Raw genomic sequence first — 25,713 nt, 5'->3', positions numbered from 1 at the left:
ACGACGCATGCAAACGCGCAAGGACCTCTACCAGGCGCACCGGCTGATGACCCAGCGGGTCGCCCTGGCCCTCCTCCAGGGCAAGCCCGGAGCCGCCGAATCACCTCTCCGACGCACGGGCGTCGGCGCGCTGTGCGGCGTCATGGTCGTCGTCCTGGTCGCCGCCGGGTTCGGCATCTCCGGCCTCGTCTTCAAGGGCGGCGCCCGCAACCTGGAGCAACCGGGCCTCGTCATCATCGAGAAGGAGACGGGCGCCACCTACGCCTACAGCCCCCAGGACAGGAAACTCATCCCGTTCCTCAACTACGCCTCCGCACGCCTGGCGATGTCCACGACCTCCATCCAGCGCAAGACGGTCTCCGCGAGGTCCTTGGCCAAGTACGGCAGAGGCCCGGTCACGGGAATCCAAGGCGCACCCGAGTCGCTACCCGCCCCGGACAAGCTCACCAAGGCGCCATGGTCCCTCTGCACCACCGGCTCACGCGTGTCCCTCATCGGCGGCCGTGACATAGGCGGAAGCAAGCTCGCCGACAACCAAGGAGTGCTCGTCCAGGGCGGCCCTCAGTCATGGCTCATCTGGCGTGACACCCGGATGCGCGTCTCCCCGAGGGCCGCCCGCGTCCTGAGCGCGGACCAGCCGACCCCGGTCGACGAGCGCTGGCTCAACGGCCTCCCGCAGGGGCCCGACTTCGCGGCGCCTCCCGTGCCGGACCGGGGCCAGACCCGCCCGGGCCCGGACGGCGCCCCAGCCCAGGTCGGCCAGGTGTTCAGGGTCGCCGCCGTCGCGGGCACGCCGACCCGCTGGTACGTCCAGCTGCCGGACGGCCTGGCGAGCGTCTCGCAAACCCAAGCCCGCCTTCTGCTCGACTCGGCCGGAGCCGGCCCGCCGCGCGACATCTCTCCCGGCGCGGCGAACACGAGGCCCTCCCGCACCGCCCTCTACAACCGAAATATCCCCGAAGACCCGCCCCAAATTTCTGCGCACCGTCCCGACCAGTCACTCTGCGCGGTCTACCGGAATACCGGCCGGCTTTCGACGGAGGTCCGCTTCACCCTGGACGCCCACCTCCCTCCCGCTCCCGCCGCTCCCGTTTCCACCGCCCTGGACCAGGTCGTCCTCCCTGGTGGCGGCACATTCGCCGGCACGCTCTCCCAACCGGGACAAAAACCCCAGGCATTCTCATTGATCACCGAACAGGGCGTCCGCCACCCCATCGCCACGTCCGACGACGCCACCAAACTCGGCTACTCGGTGAACACCGCAGTGCCGATACCGGTCAACCTCATCAACCTTTTCCGCCCTGGCCCCATCCTCTCCTCAGCGGCCGCACTGCGGCCGGTTCCGGCCACGTAAGTGTGCGTCTTGACAACGCTCGCGCAGATCAACTGCGGGGTCGGCGGACCTGTTGCCCGAGAGTCTGAAAACCCCTCATGTGCTGGGCGTGGACACCCGCGTTCCCTGATCCCTACGCTCGAACTTGCTCGCTGTCACGGGGTGTGTCGCTTTCGAAGCGCTACAGGGAGTAGGGGGCGCGCCTTGTGATGCCTCATGTCGTCCATCCACAAGGAGAACGCGGTGACACAGCAGTCGGCGCACAGCCGGGAAGGCATGCGCAAGGGCGCGGACGCCATCGAACACGCCGAGCGGCAGCTGCGCGGCACCCGGGCCAGGCTCGAGGCCGAGCAGAAGGCCCTCGCGGCCCGCTGGAAGGGCGAGGGCGCCATGGCCTTCGTGAAGGTCTACCAGCAGTTCGACCAGCAGTTCGTCAAGGTCCTCACCGACCTCAACAAGATCCAGCAGAAGCTCGGCGACGCCCGCGTCACCTACGCCGCCAACGAGGCCGAGACTGCCGCCAGGGTCAACAAGCTCACCGGCATGATCAACGGCTGACGAGGAGGACACCGTGAGCACCGACTACACGCTGGTCAACTTCGGCGCGATGAAAGAGGCCCAGGCCAGCTTCGCCAAGGCCCTGAACGAGTACAAGGCCGCCCTCAACGAACTGCAGAGCAAGGTCCAGTCCACCCTCGCCGAATGGGAGGGCGACGCGGACCAGGCATACCAGGCTATGCAGAAGCAGTGGAACGCCGCCGGCGAGCAGCTCGGCCAGGTCGTCCACAACATGGGCCAGGCCATCGGCGACTCCCACGACGGCTACCTCACCACCGAACGCCGCAACACCGCCATGTTCGGCGGCTGACGAACCACAGAACACCACGGGGAAGGAACGCTGTGGCTCCCAGGGGTGAATGGCCGACACCGACCGATAGTCGGGCTCGTCGCACGGCCCCAGTGATCATGCGAGGCCGGTGAAATGAATCCCATCGAGGTTCGGCGCCGCCGGCTACGCCAGATGGCCGGAGAGATGGAACGTGATCTCACCGAGCTCAGGGCGGCGCTGGACGCCCTGGCCGGAGGCTCCAAGGCGGCCGGTCGTATCGGCGGGTGGGACGTCGCGCAGCAACTCGGATGGAACCTGGACTCCGCGCACCAGAACATGGTGCGCGGGCTGCGCGACTACTGCGACGCCTATCAAGCGCTGATCACGCGCTTGCAGCGCGCGGCGGAGAACTACGAGCGCACCGAAGCCGCTGCCGCAGACCGGGCCCGGGCCGTTCAGGGCGGTGGAGGTACAGGTGTGGTTCCGTGGCAGCACAGGTGAGTCGGGCCAACGGGGATCGGAATAAACGATGAGCAAGAAGGATCGGGCCTACGACCTCAGGCCGGGGACGCTCGGGCAGGGGGACCCGACCCAGTACAACTACGACGCCGTGGCAGCGCATCTGCAGGCTGCCAGTGCGGTCCCGCTTCAAGAGATTTGGTTGGCCTATCACAAGGCGCACGGCGCACTGCGACGGGCCGAGGACTCCCTCGGTCGGCATGTGCGCCAGCTGAACGCCATATGGCAGAGCGACGCCCAACAGCTCGGCGTGGCCGAGATGAAGCAGCTTATCGAAGCCTCGGGGACGTTGGCCGACGTCAGTACCAGGTTCCAGTCTGCGGCGAGCGCGGTCCGAGCCGCCCTTGAATCCGCACAGAGCAGCATGCCACCGAAGCAGAACCCCGAAGGGCTGGGAGTGATCTCCAGACCCGGCGCTCCGGACGCGAGTCCTGCGCGTTACGCAGACGACAAACGCGCGCAGCAACACCTGGCAAGTACCAACACCAGCCTTTCAGCCGCATTCGACCAGATCCCGGAGACGGTGGCAGTCGGTCTTCCCGGCGGCCCGCAACGACGCATTGACGGTGGGGCCACGGGTTCCGCTGGCGGAACGAGCGGTGCGGGCACCGTTCCGGAGTCCTACACAGGTCCGGCCGGAGCGTCGCAAGGCGGCATGGCCGCGAGCCCGCACGGCGGTGGTGGTCCCCTCCTGTCGGATCCACACCCCGGCCCGCAGACTCCTGGCCAGCCCGATATGCGGCCCGATATGCGGAACGCGTCGGAGCTGGAGGGCATTGCGCCTATAACCGGCGGACCCGGCCCCCAACACGCGGATCCACCTTTCAACATGGGTCCACGGCCTCCCGGCTCGGGGGAACTCTCACCGGGTGTTCCCACGATGACGACGCCCGCGCAAGGCGTGACCACGGGTAAACGGCCTGGGCTTCCTGTGGGGCACTCACCCCTGACAGGAAACGCTGAGATGCCCCTTCGCGGTCCAGGGCCCAGCGGTGGCGTGCTCAGAGGCGCCGGCCCCGTTCCCGGCCATGTCGGATCAGGAGGTGTCCCCGGATCGGGGCCGCCACCGGTCAGCCGCGCAGGAGGGATCATCGGAGGCGTCAGCACCCCGAGCGGGCATTCCACGACCAACGGCTCACGTCCCGTAGGCGGCCTGTCTCCGGGAGGTGTGATCCGTCCTGGAGCGACGCCCCCAAGCGCCATTTCACGGGCAGGCGCCACTCCCAGCGGCAGCGCTCCCTGGCAGGGTTCCCCGACGGAGCATCGGACGTCCGCCCTCCCTGGGGCGACTGGTCTCGGCGCCGGACGTCGCGGAGCTGGGGAAGCGATCCGAACCCCCCGCATCCTCGATGAGGATGACCTCTGGGCCGAAGATGAGGACGTGGCCCCACGCGTCATCGGCGGCGATGAAAAGTAGCCGGCGAAGCGACGATAAGGCCATTGCCGTAGGACCGAGCGACGAGGCAATAGGGAAGGCGCGTATAGCCCGGGTCATCCTGGTCGGCGTCGCCGCCTTGCCGCTCATGCTCTGCCATGCTCCCACGGCATTGGCTGCCCCTGGGCCCCGGGGTGAACAGTGGTGGTTTCAGGCTTGGGAGATTCAGAACAAGGTGTGGCCCATCAGCCGAGGTCGAGGCGTCACCGTGGCTCTGATCGACAGCGGCGTCCAGGCGGATATAACTGACCTGCAAGGCGTGGTGCTCCCCGGGATCGCCTACTCGGAGACAGGCACTCAAGCACGAGGTGACGGACGTGTTGACAGCGACTCCGAACTAGGCGGCCACGGTACGGCGATGGCGACACTGATAGCGGGCCAGGGGCGCGGCAGCCGGATGATGGGTGTGGCTCCGGAATCCAGAATCCTGCCGATTCAAGCCTCCAGCCAATACAACTATCCCGAGGCCATTCGCTACGCTGTCGACCATGGCGCCAAAGTGATCAACTTTTCGGAGGGAGTCGGCTACAGGTGCACCGACTCCATCCAGGATGCCGTGAGCTATGCAATAAGTAACGATGTCGTCATCGTCGCGGCTTCGGGAAACGATCCTCGTGAACCCGACACCGCACCCGGCGACTGTGCGGGAGTGCTCTCGGTCGGCGCGTTGAGCCATGACCTGAAAATCTGGGAGAAGAGCGCACCGGGGAGAAACGTCATGGTCGCCGGTCCGGGAGTGAGTGTGGGGGCCACCATGAAGGACGGCCGCTTTCGCCCGAACCTCAACGGCACGAGCCAGGCGGCTGCGCTCTCGAGCGGCGTCATCGCCCTCATGCGTTCGCACTATTCCGCTATGTCGGGCCGTGAAGTCGTGCAACGGCTGGTGGCGACCGCGAAGGACGTGGGCCCCAAGGGCTGGGACAAATGGACGGGGAATGGTGCGATGATTCCCTATCTAGCGCTTACCGCCGAGGTCCCGCACAACGCACGCAATCCCGCTTACGAAAAGCTGGACACTCTGCAGGGCATGGCACCGGACGTCCCCAAGACAGAGTCGCCTGCGCAGCACACGCGCGCAGTGGCCAATGAAAAAGTACAGGGCGGCGGCAGCAGTACAGGGCTTCTGCTTGGTATTGCCGGTTCGGTCGTGGGGCTCGCCGTCATCGCCTTCGCTGCAAGACGCATCATGGGAAGAACTCGATGACACCGAAAAAACGAATCAAAGATGCGATAAATGCGGGCTTCGCCAGTGATGCGGAGGTAGCTGAGTATCCAGCGGGCATGCGAGGGGCTCGCTCAACTCGTAGAGAGGGCGACGCCGAGCGCGATAGCGCGGCCGGCCTGCCCGGCGGGATCGCGGAGGAAAGCGAGACCGGAGAGCCTGTAGGACCGCAGGAAACAGCAGGGGCGGCCCAGGTCTATTCCACCTATGAATCCGTGGATGAGCGGGAAGTGCAGGTTCGAGCGCATCAGTGGCTGTCACGCGCTCGGGTGGCCGGCGATGCGAATACGTCATTGGTCGAGGCTCCGACGTTCACCCCACAGCAAAAGCAAGACCCTCCCCAGAGCGTCGAGATGATGACGCCCGATCCTCGCTACAGAGAATCCATGAAAGCACTCGAAGCCGAACTGTTCGAGATGCGCTTCCACCAAGAATCGGCCCAGGGCGACGTCCAGGCGACCGTCAACGGCTACGGGCAGTTGACCGATCTCTACATCGACCCCGACGCGCCGCTGGGATCGACGGCCGCGAAGCTGGGACAACGGATCGCGCAGTGTGTGGACGCGGCTCAGAGACAGGGCATCGAATTCGCGCAGTCCTCGGCTGAGGAGATCGAGCGCCGCTTCGAAAACGGCAGCCGGTTGTGAGGGCAGGAGACGTCTATCGCGGCGGAAGCAGCGACAACCCCGAACGCCGCCTCGATCGAGCCTTGGAGGACCTCGCGACGGCCATGGCGCGGAGTGATGCAGAGGTGTCCGCTCTCCGTGACTACGTCGAGGCATTGGACGACCTCGAAGACGAAGCCGCCGAGCTTCACTGGGTGCAGGACATCAAGCCTGGGCTGGGCCAGGTGAAGGTGGACGGACGAGGCCGTGTGGTAGCTGTCGAATTGGACATTCATACTGTCCGGCTCTCGGACCGCAGTCTGCTGGCGGAGCGTGTGCTTCAAGCCTTCAATGCAGCCAACGCCCGACGCGTGGCGGATCTGGCCGAACGGGCCGCTGTCAAAATCTGGTGAGTGACGAGGCCGAATCGATGAAGGGGACCTAGAAATGCCGCTGTACGACAGATATCAGCCGTATCATCGGGGTTTCACTGGCCTTGGTTTCGGTCCTGGGGGCGGAGGGGCCAGGGGGCCTCGCCCAGGAGGTGGAGGGAACTCACGACCGAGCGGCAACCAAGGGAACAGGGGGAACCGCGGCGGCCAGGGGGCTGACCCACCGCTCAGTACCAGCCTGATCAAGAGTGCCGGTGCCATTGTGGGCTCGGCTGTCGCCTGGCAGGTTGCGCTTGACAAGCTCGCGGGCCTCAAGGGCAACCCCGAGGCAGTTTACAGAGCGGTGGACGCCTGGCGTGGGGCGGCGAACCTCATTGCGATGTCAATGGAGTCGATCGAGACGTCGTATACGGCGTTGGGGGCCCACTGGGAAGGGCCTGCCTATGACAACTTCAAAGAGTACATGGGCAAGAACCAGGATAAATCCAAAGACAATCGGGATGCACTTCTCGAGGTTGGCATTCAGCTGGCTGAGGCTGCCGGCGTTCTGCAGACCTCCTATATCAATGCCGTGGCCGCGGCCAGAGAGGCATCGATCCAAATCGGTCCATTGATCGTTCAGTACAGGAATGCGCAACAGTATGCCGACCAGGTGACCATGACGGAAGCCATGACGCAGGTTCTGCAGAACTTCGCTTCGGGAATCAATAACATTCATGCGGGCAGTAAGACCGCCATCACCGAGTACAAGACGTACATAGCAAAGATTCAAGGCACGGCGAGCAAGCTGCAGAAGCCGGTGAGTCCTCCCGGCGGGCTTGGTAACAGGGCCGGTTGGGAAGCCAAATGAAGGGCGCACGGGCCGTCTGCGTCATGGGTGGTCTGGCGGTGGTGGCAGCCTGCTCGGGTGAGGCCGCTCCGAGGGCCAGACCTTCCGCGGTGCCGTCAACAGAACGTGCCGTACCTGCACAATCAACCTTGCGCGGACCCGACCCGTGCACTCTGGTGGGGGACGAGCTCCGCCAAGAGGTTCTCGGGCCGAATGAGAAGGCCAGGAGCGAGCACTCGTACGGATGTGTCTGGCGCAGTAAATCTTATCGCCCCGAGCAGCGGGGACCCAAGGCGCTGTCTTTGCACATCAGTGTTTTCCCTGGGCCGGATGGATCCACCTGGTACGAGAAGCTGCCGGAGGCGACGGGCGAGGCATATTTTCGGGAAAAGTCCGTTGCCTATGGCAACTGCAGGACCATCTCTGTCCCGGGTGGGCAAGCGTGCTGGGTGTACCCGCGAGGGCTCAAGGCCAATGGCTCCTGGTCCTGGTCACCTGACTTCTTGACGATCCCCTTGCGTCGCGGAGGGCTCGGCGGCCAGATCAATGTTTTCGGTGGCAATCTTCGGAGCATGCCTTCCGGTAAAAGGGGCGAAATCGCGACTCGGTTGGCCAATGAAGGTTCGGCAAATCTCAAGTAACGCGCCGCTCCGGCACTGTCACGCGGCGCGTGGAGGTAGGGAGGATTGTTGAGTAATACGCAGGTCTCGCATCGTCGAAACCGCATCAAGCAAGCCGGGGAGGATGTGCTCGAAGGCGCATCGTTCTGGGCGTTGGCGTCACGTGCAATCACCGTTCATACGGCGATTCCTGGTGATGCTTTCGGGAGCCTCGGGGCGGAGGTCGGGATCGTGGAGAGCTACCAGGTCGCTGCTCGGGAGATGGCCCATAAGATAGATGACGGTGCAGATACCCTGGGGAAGACCGCCGCTGCCCTGTGGAAGGCTGCGGATGCCTATGACGGCCGGGAGAAGAAGGTCGCCCAGCACTTCCTACTGGCCATTCGGGCCCTTTACAGCACCTACCAGGTGCAACGACCCCGATGAATCCGCTCAGCCGAACTGAAAAAGCCTGTTAGACCTCTAGGAACAGGGCTTTTGACTCGTTTCGCGCATATCACATGGGCTCGTGGGCGAGAAGAAGACTACTTGTCTCCAGCGGTCGTATGGTGGGATCAGTGTTCGCGATGTGGTGTCGATGGCGCCAGAAGAGCGTACAGCAAGAAGTAATAGGCTTGCTGGGGCTCGAGGCTAGGATGAAACAGATCAGCGAATGGTTGACCCCTTAATAAGTTAAGAGATGCGACGGGGCATTCTCTCTGAGTCGGTCTCGACAGGCCGGGGCTCTTGGTAATTGTTTCAGAGTGAAATCGAAGATTCAATAGTCCAAAATTACCTCACTTCGTGAGCTGGTGAACCATGCCCGTACGAGAACGAGTGCAACTCAGCACTGGCCCGGGGCGACGTGGTGGCCTGCTGTGGGGAGGAAACGTTCTAGCGGCCGCGATCTTCCTTGGATTTTCTGTGTACGCCATGCCAGTGCTGATGGCGGCTGGTGACCAACTCTTTGCGGTGATCTTGTTTGTCGCATGCCTTTCTTTTTTTGTTGCCATTGTGTCGATGGTGGTGACTGCCTATCGTCGGTCCTACTGGCTTGAAGATGGCCTACTGTGGCGCAAGGGGGTCTTCCGTAATCAGTCTTACGATTTTTCTACAGTATCACTGTCCTTGCAATCTAGGACTATAGGGGTTGGCGGGTCCCCAGTGCCACGCCTCGTCATCAGCTCTCAGGGTAAGCGTGATGCCGTGCTTTGGTTGCGTAATCGTGACCATCGGCTATCATTGCTGCCCCCTGACCAAATAAGGGCACTTGCGGATTCAATTGTTTCTAAATGTGCGGTTGATCCTGAGGCTATGGCGGTCGCGACCCGGCTCCGGAGATTGTCAGATTAGGAGTGTGATGACAGTTAGGTGGTGTGGTCTTGGGGGGCGGGCGGGTTGAACTGTCCACAGGGCCTGGGGTCAGTGCATGGGTTGCATGGCTCATTTTGGTTTTGGGGACGGTCGGTGCCGTTGTCTTCACGGTAAGAGTGGTGGATGACCTCTCGGTTGACGGGGATAAGGTACTGGCGGTCGTTCTTAGTGTGGCTGTGGCGGTGTCCGTGCCGTTCGTGATTCTGCTCGGTGTTGTTATGCATCGGCGAAGCTTCTTCTTCGAGAGCGGCTGTCTTTGGCGTCGAGGTGTGTTGCGGGATCGTCGGTATGATCTCTCGCGGGCCGTAGTGCGGATGGACGCGGGCAAAATTGGGTTGCCCGGTATTCCCGCGCCGGTTCTGGAGGTCAGCGAGGAGGGAGGCCGTGCTGTTCGGGTTTGGCTTCGGAATAGGGATAAGCGGTTCGCGTTGCTTCCCCCTGGGGAACTCCGCGCGTTGGCGGATGAAATCGTTGCCGCTCGTCCGGATGGTCCGGATGTGAGTGGTGTCGCCGAAAGGTTGCGTCGGCTGGCTGATGATCCGGTTTGTTGAGGGTGGGGGAAACGGGGTGGGGGTTGGGGGCGTCTTAAGGGGTGGGTTGGTTTCGGAGGGAGTGGGATGGGTGCTTTGAGGGTTGGGGATCCTCGGATTTTGGGGGCGTTCACGCTTCGGGGGCGGCTGGAGGAGCATGGCGCGGGGGTTGTGTTCTTGGGGGAGGACCGGGAGGGGCGGCAGGTCGCGGTGGCGGTGTTGCGGTCTGCGGCGGCTGCGGACTCGGCGGTGCGGGAGCGGTTCGAGGCTGCGGTGGGGGCGCTTGTCGAGGAGGGGAGGGTTCGGGACGCTGCGCCTCGTGGGGTGTTGGGGTGGGTTGCTTTTCCGTATGAGGGGCCATTGGGGGATGCCGTTGGGGTGCTGGATGCGGCTGGGCTGACTGCGGGTGCCGCGGAGGGTGGGCCTGGGTTCGAGCCTCACTGGTCTGCGGGGGAGTGGGCCAGCCCGGATGCGGGGGTGGATTTCGCGGTGCCGCATGTGGTGAATGAGGCGGTGCCTCAGGAGCCTTCTGCGGTGCGGTGGCGGGTTGTTGCGGGGCTTGTGTGTGCTGGGGTACTTCTCGGGGCGTTGGTTGTTGCTTTTGTGTGGTCGCCGGGGGGCGGGGGTGCGCCGGTTCCGTCTCCTTCGGTTGCGCGGCCTTCGGCTAGTGCGTCGGCTTCCGCCAGTCCGCGGGTTCCTCAGGGGCCTGATGGGCCTGATGGGCCTGTGGCGGGGCCTACGTATGGGGAGGGCGAGAAGACGTACCACATGAAGTTGGAGGGCTTGCCGTTTGAGTTCGACGCACCTGGGACTTGGGGGTGCATGCGTAGTGAGAAGAAGCCGTTCGAGAGCCGGTGGATCTGCGTTGATGAGGGCGGCACGTTTCCTCCGTCGGGGAGCGGGGCCGGAGGGATGGTGGCGGTGCAGAAGTGCTCGGCTTCTTGTGGGGAGGGCGAGCGGAAGGCGCTGCGTGAGCAGATTCTTGTGGAGGAGGGGGACTGGCGTCAGATCGACTCCACGACGATGTACGCGGAGGTCGAGGCGGAGAACGAGGAGGGGGAGCGCGTGGTGCGGGTCGCTCTGAGCCGTGTGTTCACGCCTAAGGGAGGCGGGCGTGTGGGGGTCGCGGTGCAGTTGACGGGGCCGCCGGAGCAGAAGAAGACGATGCAGAAGCTCATCAACGAGATCCGGAAGCGGACCCCCTGAGGCGTTGGAGGAGCTGCTGGTAGCTCGGCCAGTCGGTCAGGGGGAACCACGATATGGGGCTCCTACCCAGGGCCAGGCCCACCGGGGTGGGGGTGCCTATCCAGCGGGGTTCGGTGGTCAGGTCTGGACGGCCGTTGCCGACGTGGACGAGGAGGGATTGGAACGGGTGCGTTGCGTACAGGGTCGTTAGGAGCGTGGGGAGTCGCTCCAGGGGCGGCGTGTCTGCGTAGGCGACGGTGAGTGTTGTCGTGGTGGAGTCGGTGAGGGCTTGGCAGTGGGTGCCTACGGTGATGATGCGGGTTCCTGCGGGGAGTTGAGAGGTCCAGGGGTGTTGGACGGGTTCTGTGGGGCCCCAGCCTTTGGGTGGTTCGTTGGTGAGTAGGCGTGTCAGGGGCTCGATGAAGGTGGGCTGGGCGCGTGCCACGAAGGTCAGGTGGACGCCCAGGGCTGTGGGCGGGGTCTTGTAGCCGGGGGCGTAGTCCTGTGCGTTCGGGGTCGGTACGAAGGCGTTGTTCCATGTCATGGGGCGTCCGGTCAGGCCGTCGTAGTAGCCGTTCTGGTGGCGGACGATCCAGCGGGCTTTTCCTGCGTTGATGAGGGCTCGCAGGGGCAGTGTTATGCGGCTGGTGATGGGGGTGACCAACTGGAGGGCCTTGGAGTGGGTTGCCTGCTCGGCTATGTCCGCGGTCAGCGGGACGATCGTGCGGTCGGTCAGGATTACCGTGGCGTCGTCCGTACGGGCGTCCGCGGTCATGAGGCTCTCCATACGGTTCCGCCGTGGCGGGAGACCAGTTCTTCCGCGCAGTGGAGGGCGATGGCGGTGGCGTTGAGCGCGGCCCGTATGTCGATCCACCAGGTCGGCAGGGGGACCGTTGTGTGCAGGAGGCGTTCCACCTCGCCCGGTACGTCGATGCGCATGGGGCGGCCTAGGTGGACGAGGAGGCGGCCGGTGGGGTCGACGAGGTGAGTGGTTCCTTCGTGGTCGCCTATTGATAGGTGTGTGCCTCGTAGGCGGGCTGAGCTCTGGAGGAGGGGGCGTACCTCTGGGGGTTCTCGTAGGAGTGCGACGTACTCCCGGCTCACAGTGTCCCTTCCCTCTGGGCTCGTCCAAAGGACTCGGCTGCGATGCGAGCGATGGCCGTGTGCGTGGCCGCGCCGACCCGATCCGGGGTGATGGTGGTGCCTGTCTCGAGGTGGCGGTCGAACGGGACGATGATTGCGTCTGTGTTCAGGAGGTCGCGTGCGTCGGGGGTGTGGGCGACCAGTGCGACCACGGGGTTGTGGCCGTTCTCCTGGAGGTGGTGGAGGGCGGCTTGGGCGCTGACCGCTCCGTCTTGTGTTCCGGGGACGACGAACACCTGGGCGTGGGCGGAGCTCAGGATGCTCTGGTGGAGGGGTGATCCTATGCCGGTGCTGCAGTCGATGATGGCGACGGAGAAGTAGCGGCTCAGTAGGCCGGCGCCGGATCGGTACGCGTCGTGGGTTAGTTCTTGGGCTCCTAGTACCCACACGCCTGTTTCTGTGTGGGCCAGGTGGGGGGATGCCTCGGCCCAGGAGCGGGGGCGTGCGGCGATGATGCTTTGTAGGGAGCTTGTTTGTCCTGCAACGCCCAGGCGTCGGGGGAGAGCGCCTAGGCCGGGGTCCGCGTCGATGGCGAGGACTCGGTCGTCGCGGTGCTGCTGGATCGTCCTGGCGAGGAGTGCCGCGATGCTGCTCTTACCTGCGCCGTCCCTGATGCTCATGACCGCGATCCGGCGGCAGGAGCGTACGGGGACGCTGAGCTGGGCGGTGAGCTCGGACCTGTCCCGTTCCCCTGTTGTGGCGGATGCGCCCACCGCTTTGCGCATGCTCCGGCCCAGACGCTTGATGGCACGGTCGCCGTGGGGGTTGCGCTGGCCGCCTGGGGTCGGACGTGCGGGTGGGGTTTCCGAGCGCGGGACGGGCGCCGGCAAGGGAGCCGGTGGCGGTGGGTTGGTTCGCAGGGGTGTCAAGGGCGGGAGTGGGTGGGGTGGGAACAGGCCTGCTTCCAGGGTGCCCAGCTCGCTCAGTACCTCGTGCTGCCAGTCCCGATCGGACACCGATCTCCTTCGTGGACGAACAAGCGGGGTGCGGACGAGTCTAGTCAGAACGCCGTTGACGGTTCAGGGGGTTGGTTGTCGGGCGGAGTGGACGGGAGGGGGCAGGGGGTAGGTATCAGGCGTGCGTCGTTCGCGGGCTATGTTGGGGGCCGCTCGACGTTGAGCCCGGGAGGCCGTCGTGTAGGGGGCGGCCTCTGCCGAACCGTCTCCTGGGAGTTACGCCGTGATCAAGAAAGTGCTCGTCGCCAACCGCGGTGAGATCGCCGTACGGGCGTTCCGCGCCGCCTATGAGCTCGGGATCGCCAGCGTGGCGGTCTACGCCTATGAGGACCGGTTGTCCCTGCACCGGCAGAAGGCCGACGAGGCGTACGAGATCGGGGAGCACGGCCATCCCGTGCGGGCGTACCTGGACGTGGACGGGATCGTGGAGACCGCGGTTCGGGTGGGGGCCGACGCGGTGTACCCCGGGTACGGGTTCCTTTCGGAGAGTCCCGAACTGGCGGCGGCGTGCGAGCGGAACGGGCTGACGTTCGTGGGGCCGCCGGCCGGGGTGCTGGAGCTGGCCGGGAACAAGATCGAGGCGGTGGCGGCGGCGCGGCGGGCCGGGTTGCCGGTGCTGCGGTCGGCGACGCCGGAGCCGGGCGAGGAGGCGGTGGCGGCCGACGAGATCGGGTTCCCGCTGTTCGTCAAGGCGGCGGCGGGCGGCGGCGGGCGCGGGCTGCGGCGCGTCGATCGGCGGGAGGACCTCCCGGCGGCGGTGGAGACGGCGCGGCGGGAGGCCGAGAGCGCGTTCGGCGATCCGACGGTCTTTCTGGAGCAGGCGGTGGACCGGCCCCGCCACATCGAGGTGCAGGTGCTGGCGGACGGCGCCGGGCACATCGTGCATCTGCGGGAGCGTGACTGCTCGGTGCAGCGGCGGCACCAGAAGGTCGTGGAGATCGCGCCGGCGCCGCGGCTGGACCCGGCGGTGGCGGAGCGGCTGTGCGAGGACGCGGTGCGGTTCGCCCGGGAGATCGGGTACGTGAACGCGGGCACCGTGGAGTTCCTGGTGGACGCGGCGGGCCGGCACGTGTTCATCGAGATGAATCCGCGGATCCAGGTCGAGCACACGGTGACCGAGGAGGTCACCGGTGTGGATCTGGTGCAGAGCCAGTTGCGCATCGCGGGCGGCGAGACGCTGGCCGACCTGTCGATCGCGCAGGAGAACGTGCAGGTCTCGGGGTTCGCGGTGCAGTGCCGGATCACGACCGAGGACCCGGCCAACGGCTTCCGGCCCGACACGGGGAAGATCTCGGCGTACCGGTCGCCGGGCGGCGCGGGTGTGCGGCTCGACACCGGGACGACGTACGCGGGTGCGGTGGTGACGCCGCACTTCGACTCGATGCTGGTGAAGCTGACCTGCCGGGGCCGGACGTTCGAGGACGCGGTGCGGCGGGCGCGGCGGGCGGTGGCGGAGTTCCGGATCCGCGGTGTGGCGACCAACATCCCGTTCCTGCGGGCGCTGCTGGAGGAGGACGACTTCCAGGCGGGCGGGGTGACGACGGCCTACATCGTCGATCATCCCGAGTTGCTGACGGCGCGTTCCAGTGGTGACCGCGCGACCCGGCTGGTCCGTTATCTCGCGGACGTCACGGTCAACAGGCCGAACGGTGACGCTCCGACCGATCTGGACCCGGCGACCAAGCTGCCCGAGGGGATCGCGCTGGACGGTCCGTTCCCCGAGGGCTCCCGGGATCGGCTGCTGGCGCTGGGGGCGAGGGCGTTCGCGGAGCAGTTGCGGGCGCAGAAGGCCGTCGGCGTCACCGACACCACGTTCCGGGACGCGCACCAGTCGCTCCTGGCGACGCGGGTGCGCACGTTCGACCTGCTGTCGGCGGCCCCGTATCTGGCGCGGATGACTCCGCAGCTGTTCTCTCTGGAGGCGTGGGGCGGCGCCACGTACGACGTCGCGCTGCGCTTCCTGGGCGAGTCGCCTTGGGAGCGTTTGGCGGCCATTCGTGAGGCGGCGCCCAACATGTGCCTGCAGATGCTGCTGCGCGGGCGCAACACCGTGGGGTACACGCCGTACCCCGACTCGGTGGCGCGCGCCTTCGTCGACGAGGCCGCGCGTACGGGCGTGGACATCTTCCGGGTGTTCGACGCACTGAACGACGTGGAGCGGATGCGTCCTGCGATCGACGCTGTTCTCCAGACGCACGCCGTGGTGGAAGGGACGCTCTGCTACACGGGCGACCTGTCCTCTCCCGGGGAGAAGCTCTACACGCTCGACTACTACCTGCGCCTGGCGGAGGAGCTGGTCGAGGCGGGCGTTCACGTGTTGTGCATCAAGGACATGGCGGGCCTGCTGAGGGCCCCTGCGGCGCGCACGCTCGTGACTGCGTTGCGCGAACGCTTCGACCTCCCCGTCCACCTGCACACGCATGACACGGCGGGCGGTCAGCTGGCGACGTACCTCGCGGCCGTGGAAGCGGGGGTGGACGCCGTGGACGGCGCAGCCGCACCCCTGTCGGGCACCACGAGCCAGCCCCCGTTGCAGGCCATCGTCGCGCACACCGATTTCACCGAGCGCGCCACAGGGATCGACCTGGACTCGCTCACCGTGATGGAGCCCTACTGGGAGGCGGTGCGGAAGCTGTACGCGCCGTTCGAGATGGGGCTGCCGTCGCCGACCGGGCGCGTCTACCAGCACGAGATCCCCGGCGGGCAGCTGTCCAACCTGCGGCAGCAGGCGGTCGCGCTCGGCCTGGGCGACCGGTTCGAGGAGATCGAGCGGCTGTACGCGGCGGCCGACCGGATCCTGGGGCGGCTGGTCAAGGTGACCCCGTCCAGCAAGGTCGTGGGCGACCTGGCGCTGCACCTGGTGGCCGCCGGCGCCGACCCGGACGACTTCGCCGCGCACCCCGAGCGCTACGACGTGCCGGACAGCGTGGTCGGGTTCCTGAACGGCGAGCTGGGCGACCCGCCCGGCGGCTGGCCCGAGCCGTTCCGCGGCCGGGCGCTGGCGGGGCGGCAGTACGCCCCGGCGCGCGCCGAGCTGACCAGCGACGAGGAGAAGGACCTGGCCGGGCCGCAGGTCCGCGACACCCTCGACCGGCTGCTGTTCCCGGGGCCGGCGAAGGACTTCCGGGAGTCGCGGGCGGCGTACGGCGACCTGTCGGTGCTGCCGACCGGGGCGTTCCTGTACGGGCTGCACACCGGCCAGGAGGTCTCCTTCGACCTGGAGCCGGGCGTGCGCGTGCTGGCCGGGCTCGAGGCGGTCGGCGACCTCGACGAGGCGGGTTTCCGGCAGGTCATCTGCACGGTGAACGGTCAGCTGCGCACGCTGTCGGTGCGGGACCGCTCGGTGGCCGCGGACGCGCCGCCGGTGGAGCGCGCGGACCCGTCCGAGCCGGGGCAGGTCCCGGCGCCGTTCGACGGGTCGGTGACGCTGCGGGTCGCCAGGGGCGACACGGTGGAGGCCGGTGACGTGGTCGCCACGATCGAGGCGATGAAGATGGAGGCCGCCATCACCGCGCCGGTCGGCGGGACCGTCACCCGGCTGGCCGTTCCGGAGGCGACGCCCGTCCAGGCCGGGGACCTCCTGCTGGTCATTTCCTGAGCCGCACCACCGGTCCCGGCATCATCTCCGGGACCGGTGGCGCCATGGCGCGGGGGTCGGCTTAGGCTGACTTCCGCAGGATGTCGATCTCCTCCTGGCGTGGGATGACAGGGTGGGCGATGTCCGAGAAGACTCTTCTCATCACGTCGTTTGACTAGAGAGAGACGGGAATGGCGACGAGGCGGTTCGTGCGGCTGAGACGGTTCGCAGGGACGGTGCCGGTGTCCGTGGCGGTGTTCCTGACGGCGGCCGTGCCGCCGACGGCCTCGGCGCAGGCCGCGCCGCCGGGCGCGGCCGTTGGGCCCGCTGTTCCGGCCGTTGCGCTGGGCCGCGCGTACGCCGATCCGCAGGGCGTGTCGTTCGACGCGGGCAAGCTGCGGGTCACCCTCGACGCCACGCACGAGGCCGGGATGCACGGCCTCTACTCGGCCGTCCGCCATGACGACGACGCGTGGAGCGGCGCCTCGGGGGTCGCCGACGTGCGCACGCGGCGTCCCGTGCGGCCCGACATGGAGCACCGCGTCGGCAGCATCACCAAGACGTTCACGGCCACCGCCGTGCTGCAACTGGTCGAGCAGGGCCGCCTCCAGCTCGACGCGCCCGTCGCGCAGTTCCTGCCCGGTACGGTGCCGGGCGAGCGGGGGCAGCAGGTCACCGTGCGGATGCTGCTCAACCACACCAGCGGTATCGCCGACTACGTCGTGTCCGCGTTCCCGTCACTGCGCCGCCTGTCCCCGGAGAGCCTGGACAGGTCGCGGTTCCGTACGGTGCGTCCCGAGCAGATCATCGCGTGGGGACTGGAGGCGCCGCCGACCAACGCCCCTGGGGCGGCATGGTCGTACTCCAACACCAACTACATCATCCTCGGGAAGCTCCTGGAGAAGGTCAGCGGCGTCAAGGCCGAGACCTACATCCAGCGGAACGTCATACGCCCGGCCGGGCTCAAGCACACGTACTTCCCCAACAGGGCGACCATCTCCGGGCCGCACTCGCGCATGTACGAGTCGCTGTACGGTCACGCCCAACCGCTTCGCGAGTACAGCGTCTACAACATGAGCTGGGCGGGTACGGCGGGCGCGCTCGTCTCCACGATGGACGACCTCAACGCGTTCTACCGCGCCCTGCTCACCGGCAAGCTCATCGGACGCGGCGGCCTGACGGAGATGCAGCGCACCGTCCCCGTCCAGGACGGCAACGGCAACACGCTGATGAACTACGGCCTCGGGCTCTACTCCCTGGAACTGCCGTGCGGCACGTTCTGGGGCCACGACGGAGCCGTGTTCGGCGGCGGTACGCAGGCGCTGTCCAGCGTGGACGGGCGCAGGCAGGTGGCGCTTGGGTTGAACCTCACCAAGTACCAGCAGCTGAACGGGCAGGGCGTGCCGATGCCGCACGCCATCGACAACGCCTTGGGGGCGCACTTCGTGCAGGCGCTGTGCGGGGGTCAGGGCCCGCTGGCCACGCAGACCCCCGGCACGTCCGCCAAGCCGCCGCTCCCGCTCCGGTTCGTCATCCGCCCCTGAGCCAGGTGCGGCGTCATACGGCCAGATCGCCCAAGGCGGTGTTGGCGCCGCACAGCAGCACCGCGACGCGTTCGTCCGCCTCGGGACGGTACGCGCCCGCGCGCAGGGCGGCGGCCGCGGCGGCCGTGCCGTGCTCGACCACCAGCCGGTAGTCCTCCCAGATCCGGCGCCGGGCCTCGCTGATCGCCTCGTCGGGGACGAGCACGGACTGCACGCCGGTACGCGTCGCCACCGCGTGCGCGATCTCCCCGGCGCGGGTGGCGCCGAGCGAGTCCGCGGCGACGCCGGAGACCTCGACGTCGACCGGCCGTCCGGCGCGCAGCGCGGCATTCAGCGTCGGCGCGGCGGACGGCTCGACGCCCACCACGGTCGCCTTCCCCTCCAGGGCCGCGGCGACGCCCGCCATGAGCCCGCCGCCGCCCACCGCCAGCAGGACCGTGTCGACCTCCCCGGCGGTCTGCTCCAGCAACTCCAGGCCGATGACGCCCTGGCCCGCGCACATCTCGGGCTGGTCGTAGGGGTGGCAGAACAGCGCCCCGGTCTCGGCGGTCCGCTTGACGGCGGCCTCGTGGGCGTCGGCGTACTTCACACCCACCTGGACGACGGTCGCCCCAAGCGCGCGCAGCTTGGCCACCTTCACCTGGGGCGCGGTCTCCGGCACGTACACCTCGGCCTTCGCACCCACCTGCGAAGCGGCGTACGCGATGGCCAAACCCGCGTTCCCCCCGGACGCGGCGATGACACCGGCCTCGGGCAGGAGTCCCTCCTCTTCCGCCCGCAGAATCCGGTTGAACGCACCGCGCGCCTTGAACGAGCCCGTGTGCTGTGTCAGCTCCAGCTTGAGCCACACCTTCGCGGGCGCGGTCGCCCTCTCGGGTACGAACTCGGCCGGTTCGACCTCCATGACGGGCGTCCTGCGCACCCGCCCCTGGATCCGAGCGGCCGCGGCCCGGACGTCCGCAACATCGATCATCGCCGTGTCCCCTCCGAACGCGATGCCCGCCCACAACGGCGGCCACCTCCTGCCTACCAGACGCCGTGAGGCCCTGCGACGTCCTCACCTTCGGCTGGGCGCGGTGGTTGTGAGACGCCTGCTAATTCGCTTCGCGACCGTGTGTGCTCGCTTCATTCCGCTGCTCGGGGGCGCCGGGAGACAGTCATCAGCGTTCACTTCCAGCGGTCGCCGGCCGCGTCCGGGCCCCGCGCCCGCGCGCCCCCGGCCGCCGCTCGTCCCACCCCTGGAGTGGTGATGAAACTACGGGTTCTGCTCACAACGGCGGCGGCGGGTGCGTGCCTGGCGGCCCCGATGGTGGCGGTCGTACCGTCGGCGTCGGCGGCACCGTGGGCGTGCACCGCGTCCGACGCGCAGATCTACGCCGCGCCCGGCGCGGTCACCGGCGGCCCGGGGGAGCTGCTGGCCTGCCGTCCCACGACACTGCCGGGCGTGCCGCACAACATCGCGATGAAGGCGTGGAAGGTGCGGTACGCCTCGACCGACGCCAAGGGCGCGAAGAACGTGGTGTCGGGTTTCGTGGCCGTGCCCGAGGCGCCGTGGACCAAGGGCGGGTCGCGTCCGGTGGTGGCGTTCAACCCGGGCACCTCGGGATCGGGTCCGCAGTGCGCGCTGTCCAAGCAGATGTCGGGCCAGTACGTGGACCACTATGAGGGGCCGAACATCGCCGAGCTCCTCAAGGCCGGGTTCGCCGTGGCCGCCACCGACGGGGTCGGGTACCTCGACGGCCAGGTGCACACGTACATGGTGGGCGCGAACGCGGGGCACGCGCTGCTGGACGTCGTCCGGACCTCCCGTCAGATCCCCGGCGGTGGTCTCAGGGCCGACGGCAAGGTGGGCATCACGGGCTACTCCGAGGGCGGCGCCGCGTCGCTGTGGGGCGCCCAGCTGGCCGCCTCGTACGCGCCCGAGCTGAAGGTGGCCGGCGCGGCAGCGGGCGGCGTCCCCGGCGACCTGAAGATCACCGCGAAGGCGCTCAACGGGGGCCTGTTCGCCGGGTTCCTGGCCGACGCGCTGGTGGGGCTGAACGCCGCGTACCCGGAGATGCCGTTCACCGAGCTCATGAACGAGGAGGGCGAGAAGGCCATCAAGGCGGTCAGGGAGAACTGCCTGTACGGGACGCTCGCCGTGTTCCTCGGCGCCAAGGTCGAGAACTTCTCCACGGACAAGCTGACCCTGGAGCAGATCTACGCGCTGCGCGGCCCGAACGGCGTGACCTGGGGCGAGGTCATCGACCGGCAGAAGCTGGGCGTCGACATCGGCGGCCCGTCCTCCGGCGCCACGTACAAGATCGGGTTCCCGGTGTTCCAGTACCGCGGCTACTTCGAGGAGATCATCCCGCACGAGACCGAGGACGCCACCCGGGCGGCCTACTGCAAGGCGGGGATCACCACCCAGTGGAAGAACACCTACCCGGCCGAGCACCTGACCACCGACTGGCTCGCGGCCGGTGACGTGACCACGTTCCTGGGCGAGCGTTTCGAGGGCAAGCCCGCGCAGGGCAACTGCTGACACGCCTGTGCTGAGGAGGGCGCGCGGCCCGGGATCCCCGGGCCGCGCGTCTCGTATTCAGGCTTCGTTGCGGGGTGTGGTCCTGCGGCCGGCGGTCGACGCGCGGTCCAGGAGCAACGTCCGTTCGGCCTCGTTGCGGGTCAGGGACGCGGCGCGCTCGAACTCGGTCTGCGCCTCCACGTACCGGCCCAGCCGGAACAGCAGGTCGCCGCGGACGCTCGGCAGCGGATGGTAGTTCTTCAGCGCCGCCTCGTCGGCCAGCCCGTCGACGATCTCCAGGCCCTTCTCCGGGCCGTGCGCCATCCCGACCGCCACCGCGCGGTTCAGTTCCACCACGGGGGACGGCGCGCGGCGGGCGAGGATCTCGTACAGCGCCGAGATCCGCGCCCAGTCGGTGTCGGCGGCCTCGCGCGCCTGCGCGTGGCAGGCGGCGATGGCGGCCTGGAGCACGTACGGGCCGGGCGGCCCGCCGATCTTCTCGGCGCGCAGCAGCGCCGCGTACCCGCGGCGGATGAGCAGCTGGTCCCACAGGGCCCGGTTCTGGTCGAGGAGCGGGACGGGCTCGCCGGACGGCCCGGTGCGCGCCCGCGACCGCGACGCCTGGATCTCCATCAGCGCGACCAGGCCGTGCACCTCGGGCTCGTCGGGGGCGAGCCCGCCCAGCAGCCGGCCCAGGCGCAGCGCCTCCAGGCACAGGTCGGCGCGGATCAGGTCGTCGCCCGCGGTGGCCGCGTACCCCTCGTTGAAGATCAGGTAGATGACCTCCAGGACCGATGACAGCCGGCCCGCGCGCTCCTCGGCCGCCGGCACCTCGAACGGCACGCCGGCCTCGGCCAGCGCGCGCTTGGCGCGGACGATCCGCTGCGCCACCGTCGGCTCCGGGACCAGGAACGCCCGCGCGATCTCGTCGGTGGCCAGCCCGCCCAGCATCCGCAGCGTCAGCGCGACCCGGGACGGGGTCGGCAGCACCGGATGGCAGGCGGTGAACACCAGCCGGAGGAGGTCGTCCTCGATGCAGTCGTCGAGGACGGCGTCGAGCTCCGCGCCGGAGTCCTCGGTCTCCAGCCGGTGCCCGAGCTCCTCCAGCTTGCGGTTCAGGGTCTGGTCGCGGCGGATCCGGTCGACGGCGCGGCGCTTGGCGATCGCCATCAGCCAGGCGCCCGGGTTGTCCGGGACGCCCGACTCCGGCCACTGTTCCAGCGCGGCGACCAGCGCGTCCTGCGCCAGCTCCTGGGCGAGCCCGACATCGCGGACCATCCGCGCCAGCCCCGCGATGATCCGCGCGGACTCCAGCCGCCAGACCGCGTCGACCGTCCTGTGGATCTCCGTGCCACCCGTCACGCCGACGATGAGAGCACCCGCCGCGGCCTTCGCGCAAGCCGCACGCCCCCCGCCGTCCCCCGTGCGACCTGGAGGAACGGCGGGGAGCGGGGCCTGGCGTCAGGCGCCGGGCGCGCCGGGGAAGGGGTCGCCGGGGCCGAAGACCTGGTGGATCACGCCCCCGCCGTCACCGGCGATCGACCAGAACCGCTTGGACAGCTCGATCGCCTCCTCCTTGGTCCGCGTCTCGATCAGCGCGAACCCGACCACGACCTCCTTGGCCTCGGCGAACGGGCCGTCGGTGACCGTGATCTTCCCGTCGGAGGCGGTGATGCGGGTGGGGTGCGGGTCCAGGCCGCCGGTGGCCAGCAGCGCCCCCGAGCGGCTCATCTCCTCGATGAACGCCCCCATCTCGGCGGCCATCTTCTCGTCGAACTCCGAACCGCTGTCGGTCGTCATCATCAGGAACCGCATCGTCGTCTCCTTGCTCTCGATCGCCGGTGAGACCCTCTCCGGCCTCCCCTTTCACCGACGCGTCGAACGAGGGACGGCCCGATCGACATCCCGGGCGACATTCTTTCTGGATTTTTCCGTCCCGCGGGCGCCGGCCTCCGCCGTCGGGCAGTCTCGTACCCGAAGGGGGGCCTCGTACCGGGCGCCAGAGCCGGCACGGGGCGATGGTACGGGAGGCTCGATGGACGTTGTCATCCGCGTCGGCGGCGGGTCCGGGTCCGGCGACACCGAGGCGCTGCGCGGGTGGTTGCTGCGCGATCCGGTGGCGCGGGAGGTGACGTTCCCGCCCGGCCCGCCGGCCCCGCCCGGATCGCCGCCCGGGACGATGGGCGCGCTCGAAGCGATCAACGTGTTCGTGGCGAACGGGATCGCGCTCGGCAGCCTGCTGGTCGCCGCCGCATCCTGGCGGGACGCCCGCCGCCGCGACGCCCGCGGCCGCGACGGCGGCGCGCCGGTCGTACGGGTGACGGTCGGGGGCGTGACCGTGGAGGTGGACGGCGCCGACCCGGACGAGATCGCCCGCGTCCTGCGGGCGCTCCCGTCCCCCGACTCCACCGCCCCGCCCGGGAGGCAGGCGGAGGGGGACGCGCCCGTTCCCCCGTCATGAGCCTGCCCGACCCCGCCGGCTCCCGTGCAGTGCTCCTCGGCGTGCACGCCTACCAGGCGCTGGAGGATCTGCCGGGGGTGGAGCGGAACGTGGCGGCCCTGGGCGAGATGCTCACCGGCGGGACGGTCTGGGACCTGCCCCCCGGCCACTGCGTGCGGGTCCCTGCGTCCGCCGACGTGCCGACGGTCCGCGGGGAGCTCCGCCGCGTCGCCGCCGAGGCCACCGACACGCTGCTGGTCTACTTCGCCGGCCACGGACTCCTCGACCAGTCCGGCGAGCTGTGCCTGGCGCTCGCCGACACCGTTCCCGGCTTCCCCGAGGACGGGCTGCGATTCGAGGTCGTCCGGCGCGCGATCCGCCCGCCCCACGCGGTCGTCCGCCAGACGATCGTGATCCTCGACTGCTGCTACGGCGGCCGGGCCCTGGACGGGGAGATGGGGCCGTCCGCCGACCTGGGCGCCAGGACGGTGATCGACGGGGTGTGCGTGCTGACCGCGGCGGCGGCGACCCGCCGGTCCCTGTGCCCGCCGGGCGAGGAGTTCAGCGCGTTCACCGGGGAGCTGATCAGGCTGCTGCGCGAGGGCGTCCCCGGCGGCGGCCCGGACCTGGACATGGACACCGTGCACGGCGTGCTGGCGCGGACGCTGCGCGAGAAGGGCCGTCCCGAGCCGCAGCAGGGCGCGCGCAACGCGGGCGGACGCATCGTCCTGGCGCGCAACCGGGCGCACGCCCCCGCTCGGCGGCGCGTGGTGATCGACACCCGGGTCGCGCCGCCGCGTTCGCTGGTCGGGCGGGAGGCGGATCTGGAACGGCTGACCTCCCCGCCGCAGGGGCGCGCCGGTTCGGTGGTGTGGGTGCTGCACGGCATGGGCGGCGCGGGCAAGACGGCGCTGGCCCGCGCCGCCGCCGCCCGGATCGCCGACGACTTCCCGGACGGCCGCTTAGAACTGGACCTCTACGGCTTCAGCCCCGGGGAGAAGCCGCGTCCGCCCGAGGAGGTCCTCACCGATCTCCTGCACCGGGTCGGGTTCCGGCCCGCCGAGGTGCCCGTCACGCTCGCCGGGCAGGCGGAGGCGTGGCGGGGCTGGCTGTCGGGCCGCCGCGTGCTGCTTCTGCTGGACAACGCGCTGGACGAGGAGCAGGTGCGGCCGCTGCTGCCCGGTGCGGGCGCGGCCGGGCTCACGCTGGTGACCAGCCGCGACCGGCTCGACGGGCTGGAGACGCCGCACCGGCTCCCGGTCGGCGCCCTGTCGGAGGACGACGCCGTGGCCATGCTGTGCGGGCTGGGCGGAAGGGGCGGAGGCGACGGGAAGCTGGCCGAGATCGCCGCGGTCTGCGGGCGGTGGCCGCTGGCCCTGAACGCGGTGGGCACCCTGCTGCGCGACCTCTCCCCGGCCGATCTGCTCGCCGCTATGGGCGACCTCCGGCGCCCCCTGGAACTCGTCCCCGAGGGAGAGCGGTCGGTACGGACGGCGTTCGACCTCTCGTACCGGGCGCTGGACGTTGAACTGCGGACGGTGCTGCACGCGTGCGCGTGGCATCCCGGCCTGGACTACGACCGGGACTCCGTCGCCGCCATGCTCGACCGTCCGAAGGCACTGACGCCCGTGCATCTGGCGGCGCTCGTCAGGCGGAACATGCTGCTGGCCGTCGATGGGCGCTACCGCCTGCACGATGTGTTCCGCCATGTAGCCCGCGAGACCGCCGAACGGGAAGCGCCGGGCGGGGCCGTGACGGCGCGGCGCCGCCTCCAGGAGCATCTGCTGGAACGGCTCAACGCGGCCCTGGCCTGGCTGCAGGGCGTGGAGCCCGCGCACGAGCCGGAGGCGGACATGGGCCTGTTCCCCGATCCGCTGTCGGCCCGGGACTGGCTGACCGCCGCCTCGCCTGAGCTTGAGGCCGCCGCCCTGGCCTGGGACGAACCGCACCCGTCCGGCCCGGACGCGGAACTGGGGGCGGCCCTCGCCCGGCGCACCGCCCGCTGGTTCCGCCTGGACAACCGTACGGAACAGGCCCTCCGCCTCAGCGAGGCCCTGGAACGCAGAGCGTCCAGGGAAGAGGACTTCATTCTGATGGCGGATGCTCACTGCGACCTCGCGGCGGTGTTCGAACTGCGCGGCGATTACGAGGAGGCCGAGGAGCACTACCGCCGGGCTCGGCACGTCTACAGGGAGAACGGCGATCAGCGGGGTGTCGCCGTCGCGCACGGGGGCATCGCGACGGCGAAGCGGCTGCGGCGCGATCACACGAGGGTCCAGAGCCGCTACGAGGCGGCCCTCGCCACGTTCACCGGCTTGAGGGACCGCCGCGGGTGCGCGTCCGTGCTCTCCGGCCTGGGCCATGTGGCCGTCGGACGGGGCGAGGCAGCCGAGGCCAGGGAGCGGTATGAGAGCGCGCTGGAGCTGTGCGAGCGGATCGGCGACCGCCTGGGCGCCGCGGAGGCGCTCTCGGGCCTGGGCCGCGCCGCCGTCCTGCGGGACGCCCTCCAGGAGGCCGCCGCGCTGTTCCGCGATGCCGCCGACCGGTACGACGCGATCGGCGTCACCGATGCCGCCGCCTACTGCCGGGAGCAGTTGAAGCGGCTCGGTCACCCGTCCTGAGACGGTCTTCGCACGTGGCGCGGCACCGGACGGGTCCGCGAGCGGGGCGCGGGCCGGCCGGTGCCGCGGGGTGACGC

Annotated in this window: 21 protein-coding genes; 16 read left to right on the top strand and 5 right to left on the bottom strand. The window is 68.8% G+C overall.

Annotated features, from left to right (window positions below; genetic code table 11):
• Positions 1-7: 7 nt before the first annotated feature.
• From eccB to ACZ466_RS15125, 11 genes are all read left to right on the top strand, one after another.
• Positions 8-1,354, top strand: a complete 1,347-nt coding sequence (gene eccB / locus ACZ466_RS15175; protein WP_378288079.1) for a type VII secretion protein EccB — start codon at positions 8-10, stop codon at positions 1,352-1,354.
• 222 nt (positions 1,355-1,576) lie between these two features.
• Entirely contained in the window at positions 1,577-1,891 is a 315-nt protein-coding gene (locus ACZ466_RS15170; protein WP_378288080.1) for a WXG100 family type VII secretion target, read from the top strand.
• A 13-nt stretch (positions 1,892-1,904) separates the two neighbouring features.
• Positions 1,905-2,201 carry a WXG100 family type VII secretion target gene (locus tag ACZ466_RS15165; RefSeq protein WP_378288081.1) on the top strand — a complete coding sequence of 99 codons (297 nt, stop codon included), beginning with the start codon at positions 1,905-1,907 and terminating at the stop codon, positions 2,199-2,201.
• A 114-nt stretch (positions 2,202-2,315) separates the two neighbouring features.
• The gene (locus ACZ466_RS15160) at positions 2,316-2,663 is read left to right on the top strand and encodes a DUF2563 family protein (RefSeq protein WP_378288082.1); all 348 of its coding nucleotides are present in this window, start codon (positions 2,316-2,318) and stop codon (positions 2,661-2,663) included.
• Between the two features lie 1,367 nt (positions 2,664-4,030).
• Positions 4,031-5,320 (top strand): S8 family serine peptidase, encoded by a 1,290-nt coding sequence (locus ACZ466_RS15155; protein ID WP_464043714.1) that lies wholly within the window; start codon positions 4,031-4,033, stop codon positions 5,318-5,320.
• Complete coding sequence (locus tag ACZ466_RS15150; RefSeq protein ID WP_378288083.1) at positions 5,317-5,985, top strand: YbaB/EbfC family nucleoid-associated protein; 669 nt, start codon at positions 5,317-5,319, stop codon at positions 5,983-5,985. Before ACZ466_RS15155 ends, ACZ466_RS15150 begins: the two co-directional genes overlap by 4 nt.
• 62 nt (positions 5,986-6,047) lie before the next feature.
• Complete coding sequence (locus ACZ466_RS15145) at positions 6,048-6,356, top strand: YbaB/EbfC family nucleoid-associated protein (protein ID WP_378288084.1); 309 nt, start codon at positions 6,048-6,050, stop codon at positions 6,354-6,356.
• Between the two features lie 241 nt (positions 6,357-6,597).
• Positions 6,598-7,185, top strand: coding sequence for a WXG100 family type VII secretion target (locus tag ACZ466_RS15140; protein ID WP_378288085.1), 588 nt, complete (start codon positions 6,598-6,600; stop codon positions 7,183-7,185).
• A 668-nt stretch (positions 7,186-7,853) separates the two neighbouring features.
• Positions 7,854-8,210: a hypothetical protein gene (locus tag ACZ466_RS15135; RefSeq protein ID WP_378288086.1), complete on the top strand. Its 357-nt coding sequence runs from the start codon at positions 7,854-7,856 to the stop codon at positions 8,208-8,210.
• A gap of 1,046 nt (positions 8,211-9,256) precedes the next feature.
• Positions 9,257-9,688 (top strand): hypothetical protein, encoded by a 432-nt coding sequence (locus ACZ466_RS15130; RefSeq protein ID WP_378288087.1) that lies wholly within the window; start codon positions 9,257-9,259, stop codon positions 9,686-9,688.
• Between the two features lie 747 nt (positions 9,689-10,435).
• The gene (locus tag ACZ466_RS15125; protein WP_378288088.1) at positions 10,436-10,873 is read left to right on the top strand and encodes a hypothetical protein; all 438 of its coding nucleotides are present in this window, start codon (positions 10,436-10,438) and stop codon (positions 10,871-10,873) included.
• Here ACZ466_RS15125 and ACZ466_RS15120 read toward each other — a convergent pair.
• Positions 10,845-11,627, bottom strand: a complete 783-nt coding sequence (locus ACZ466_RS15120) for a DUF6177 family protein (RefSeq protein ID WP_378288089.1) — start codon at positions 11,625-11,627, stop codon at positions 10,845-10,847. The two genes, ACZ466_RS15125 and ACZ466_RS15120, sit on opposite strands and share 29 nt — an antisense overlap.
• A gap of 325 nt (positions 11,628-11,952) precedes the next feature.
• Entirely contained in the window at positions 11,953-12,615 is a 663-nt protein-coding gene (locus ACZ466_RS15115; protein WP_378288091.1) for a MinD/ParA family ATP-binding protein, read from the bottom strand.
• Between the two features lie 559 nt (positions 12,616-13,174).
• Between ACZ466_RS15115 and ACZ466_RS15110 the strand changes: the two genes are divergently transcribed.
• Both ACZ466_RS15110 and ACZ466_RS15105 read left to right on the top strand, forming a co-directional pair.
• A complete protein-coding gene (locus ACZ466_RS15110; RefSeq protein ID WP_378288092.1) occupies positions 13,175-16,549 on the top strand; it encodes a pyruvate carboxylase in 3,375 nt (1,124 codons plus the stop codon).
• Positions 16,550-16,719: 170 nt separating this feature from the next.
• The gene (locus ACZ466_RS15105) at positions 16,720-18,072 is read left to right on the top strand and encodes a serine hydrolase domain-containing protein (protein WP_378288093.1); all 1,353 of its coding nucleotides are present in this window, start codon (positions 16,720-16,722) and stop codon (positions 18,070-18,072) included.
• 13 nt (positions 18,073-18,085) lie between these two features.
• Here the strand turns inward: ACZ466_RS15105 and ACZ466_RS15100 are convergent, their stop codons facing one another.
• Positions 18,086-19,045, bottom strand: coding sequence for a threonine/serine dehydratase (locus ACZ466_RS15100; RefSeq protein WP_378288094.1), 960 nt, complete (start codon positions 19,043-19,045; stop codon positions 18,086-18,088).
• Between the two features lie 276 nt (positions 19,046-19,321).
• On the opposite strand from ACZ466_RS15100, the gene ACZ466_RS15095 reads away from it, so the two are divergent.
• A complete protein-coding gene (locus ACZ466_RS15095) occupies positions 19,322-20,596 on the top strand; it encodes a lipase family protein (RefSeq protein ID WP_378288095.1) in 1,275 nt (424 codons plus the stop codon).
• Between the two features lie 57 nt (positions 20,597-20,653).
• Here ACZ466_RS15095 and ACZ466_RS15090 read toward each other — a convergent pair whose 3' ends face one another.
• A complete protein-coding gene (locus ACZ466_RS15090) occupies positions 20,654-21,937 on the bottom strand; it encodes an RNA polymerase sigma factor (RefSeq protein WP_378288096.1) in 1,284 nt (427 codons plus the stop codon).
• 99 nt (positions 21,938-22,036) lie between these two features.
• Positions 22,037-22,390 (bottom strand): YciI family protein, encoded by a 354-nt coding sequence (locus ACZ466_RS15085; RefSeq protein ID WP_378288097.1) that lies wholly within the window; start codon positions 22,388-22,390, stop codon positions 22,037-22,039.
• A gap of 220 nt (positions 22,391-22,610) precedes the next feature.
• On the opposite strand from ACZ466_RS15085, the gene ACZ466_RS15080 reads away from it, so the two are divergent.
• Both ACZ466_RS15080 and ACZ466_RS15075 read left to right on the top strand, forming a co-directional pair.
• Positions 22,611-23,036: an effector-associated constant component EACC1 gene (locus ACZ466_RS15080; RefSeq protein ID WP_378288098.1), complete on the top strand. Its 426-nt coding sequence runs from the start codon at positions 22,611-22,613 to the stop codon at positions 23,034-23,036.
• Complete coding sequence (locus tag ACZ466_RS15075; RefSeq protein WP_378288099.1) at positions 23,033-25,636, top strand: caspase, EACC1-associated type; 2,604 nt, start codon at positions 23,033-23,035, stop codon at positions 25,634-25,636. The genes ACZ466_RS15080 and ACZ466_RS15075 overlap by 4 nt, the downstream gene beginning before the upstream one ends.
• Positions 25,637-25,713: the final 77 nt, after the last annotated feature.

Source organism: Actinomadura rugatobispora (genome assembly GCF_055379765.1).
This window is presented reverse-complemented; position numbering and strand designations above follow the sequence as displayed.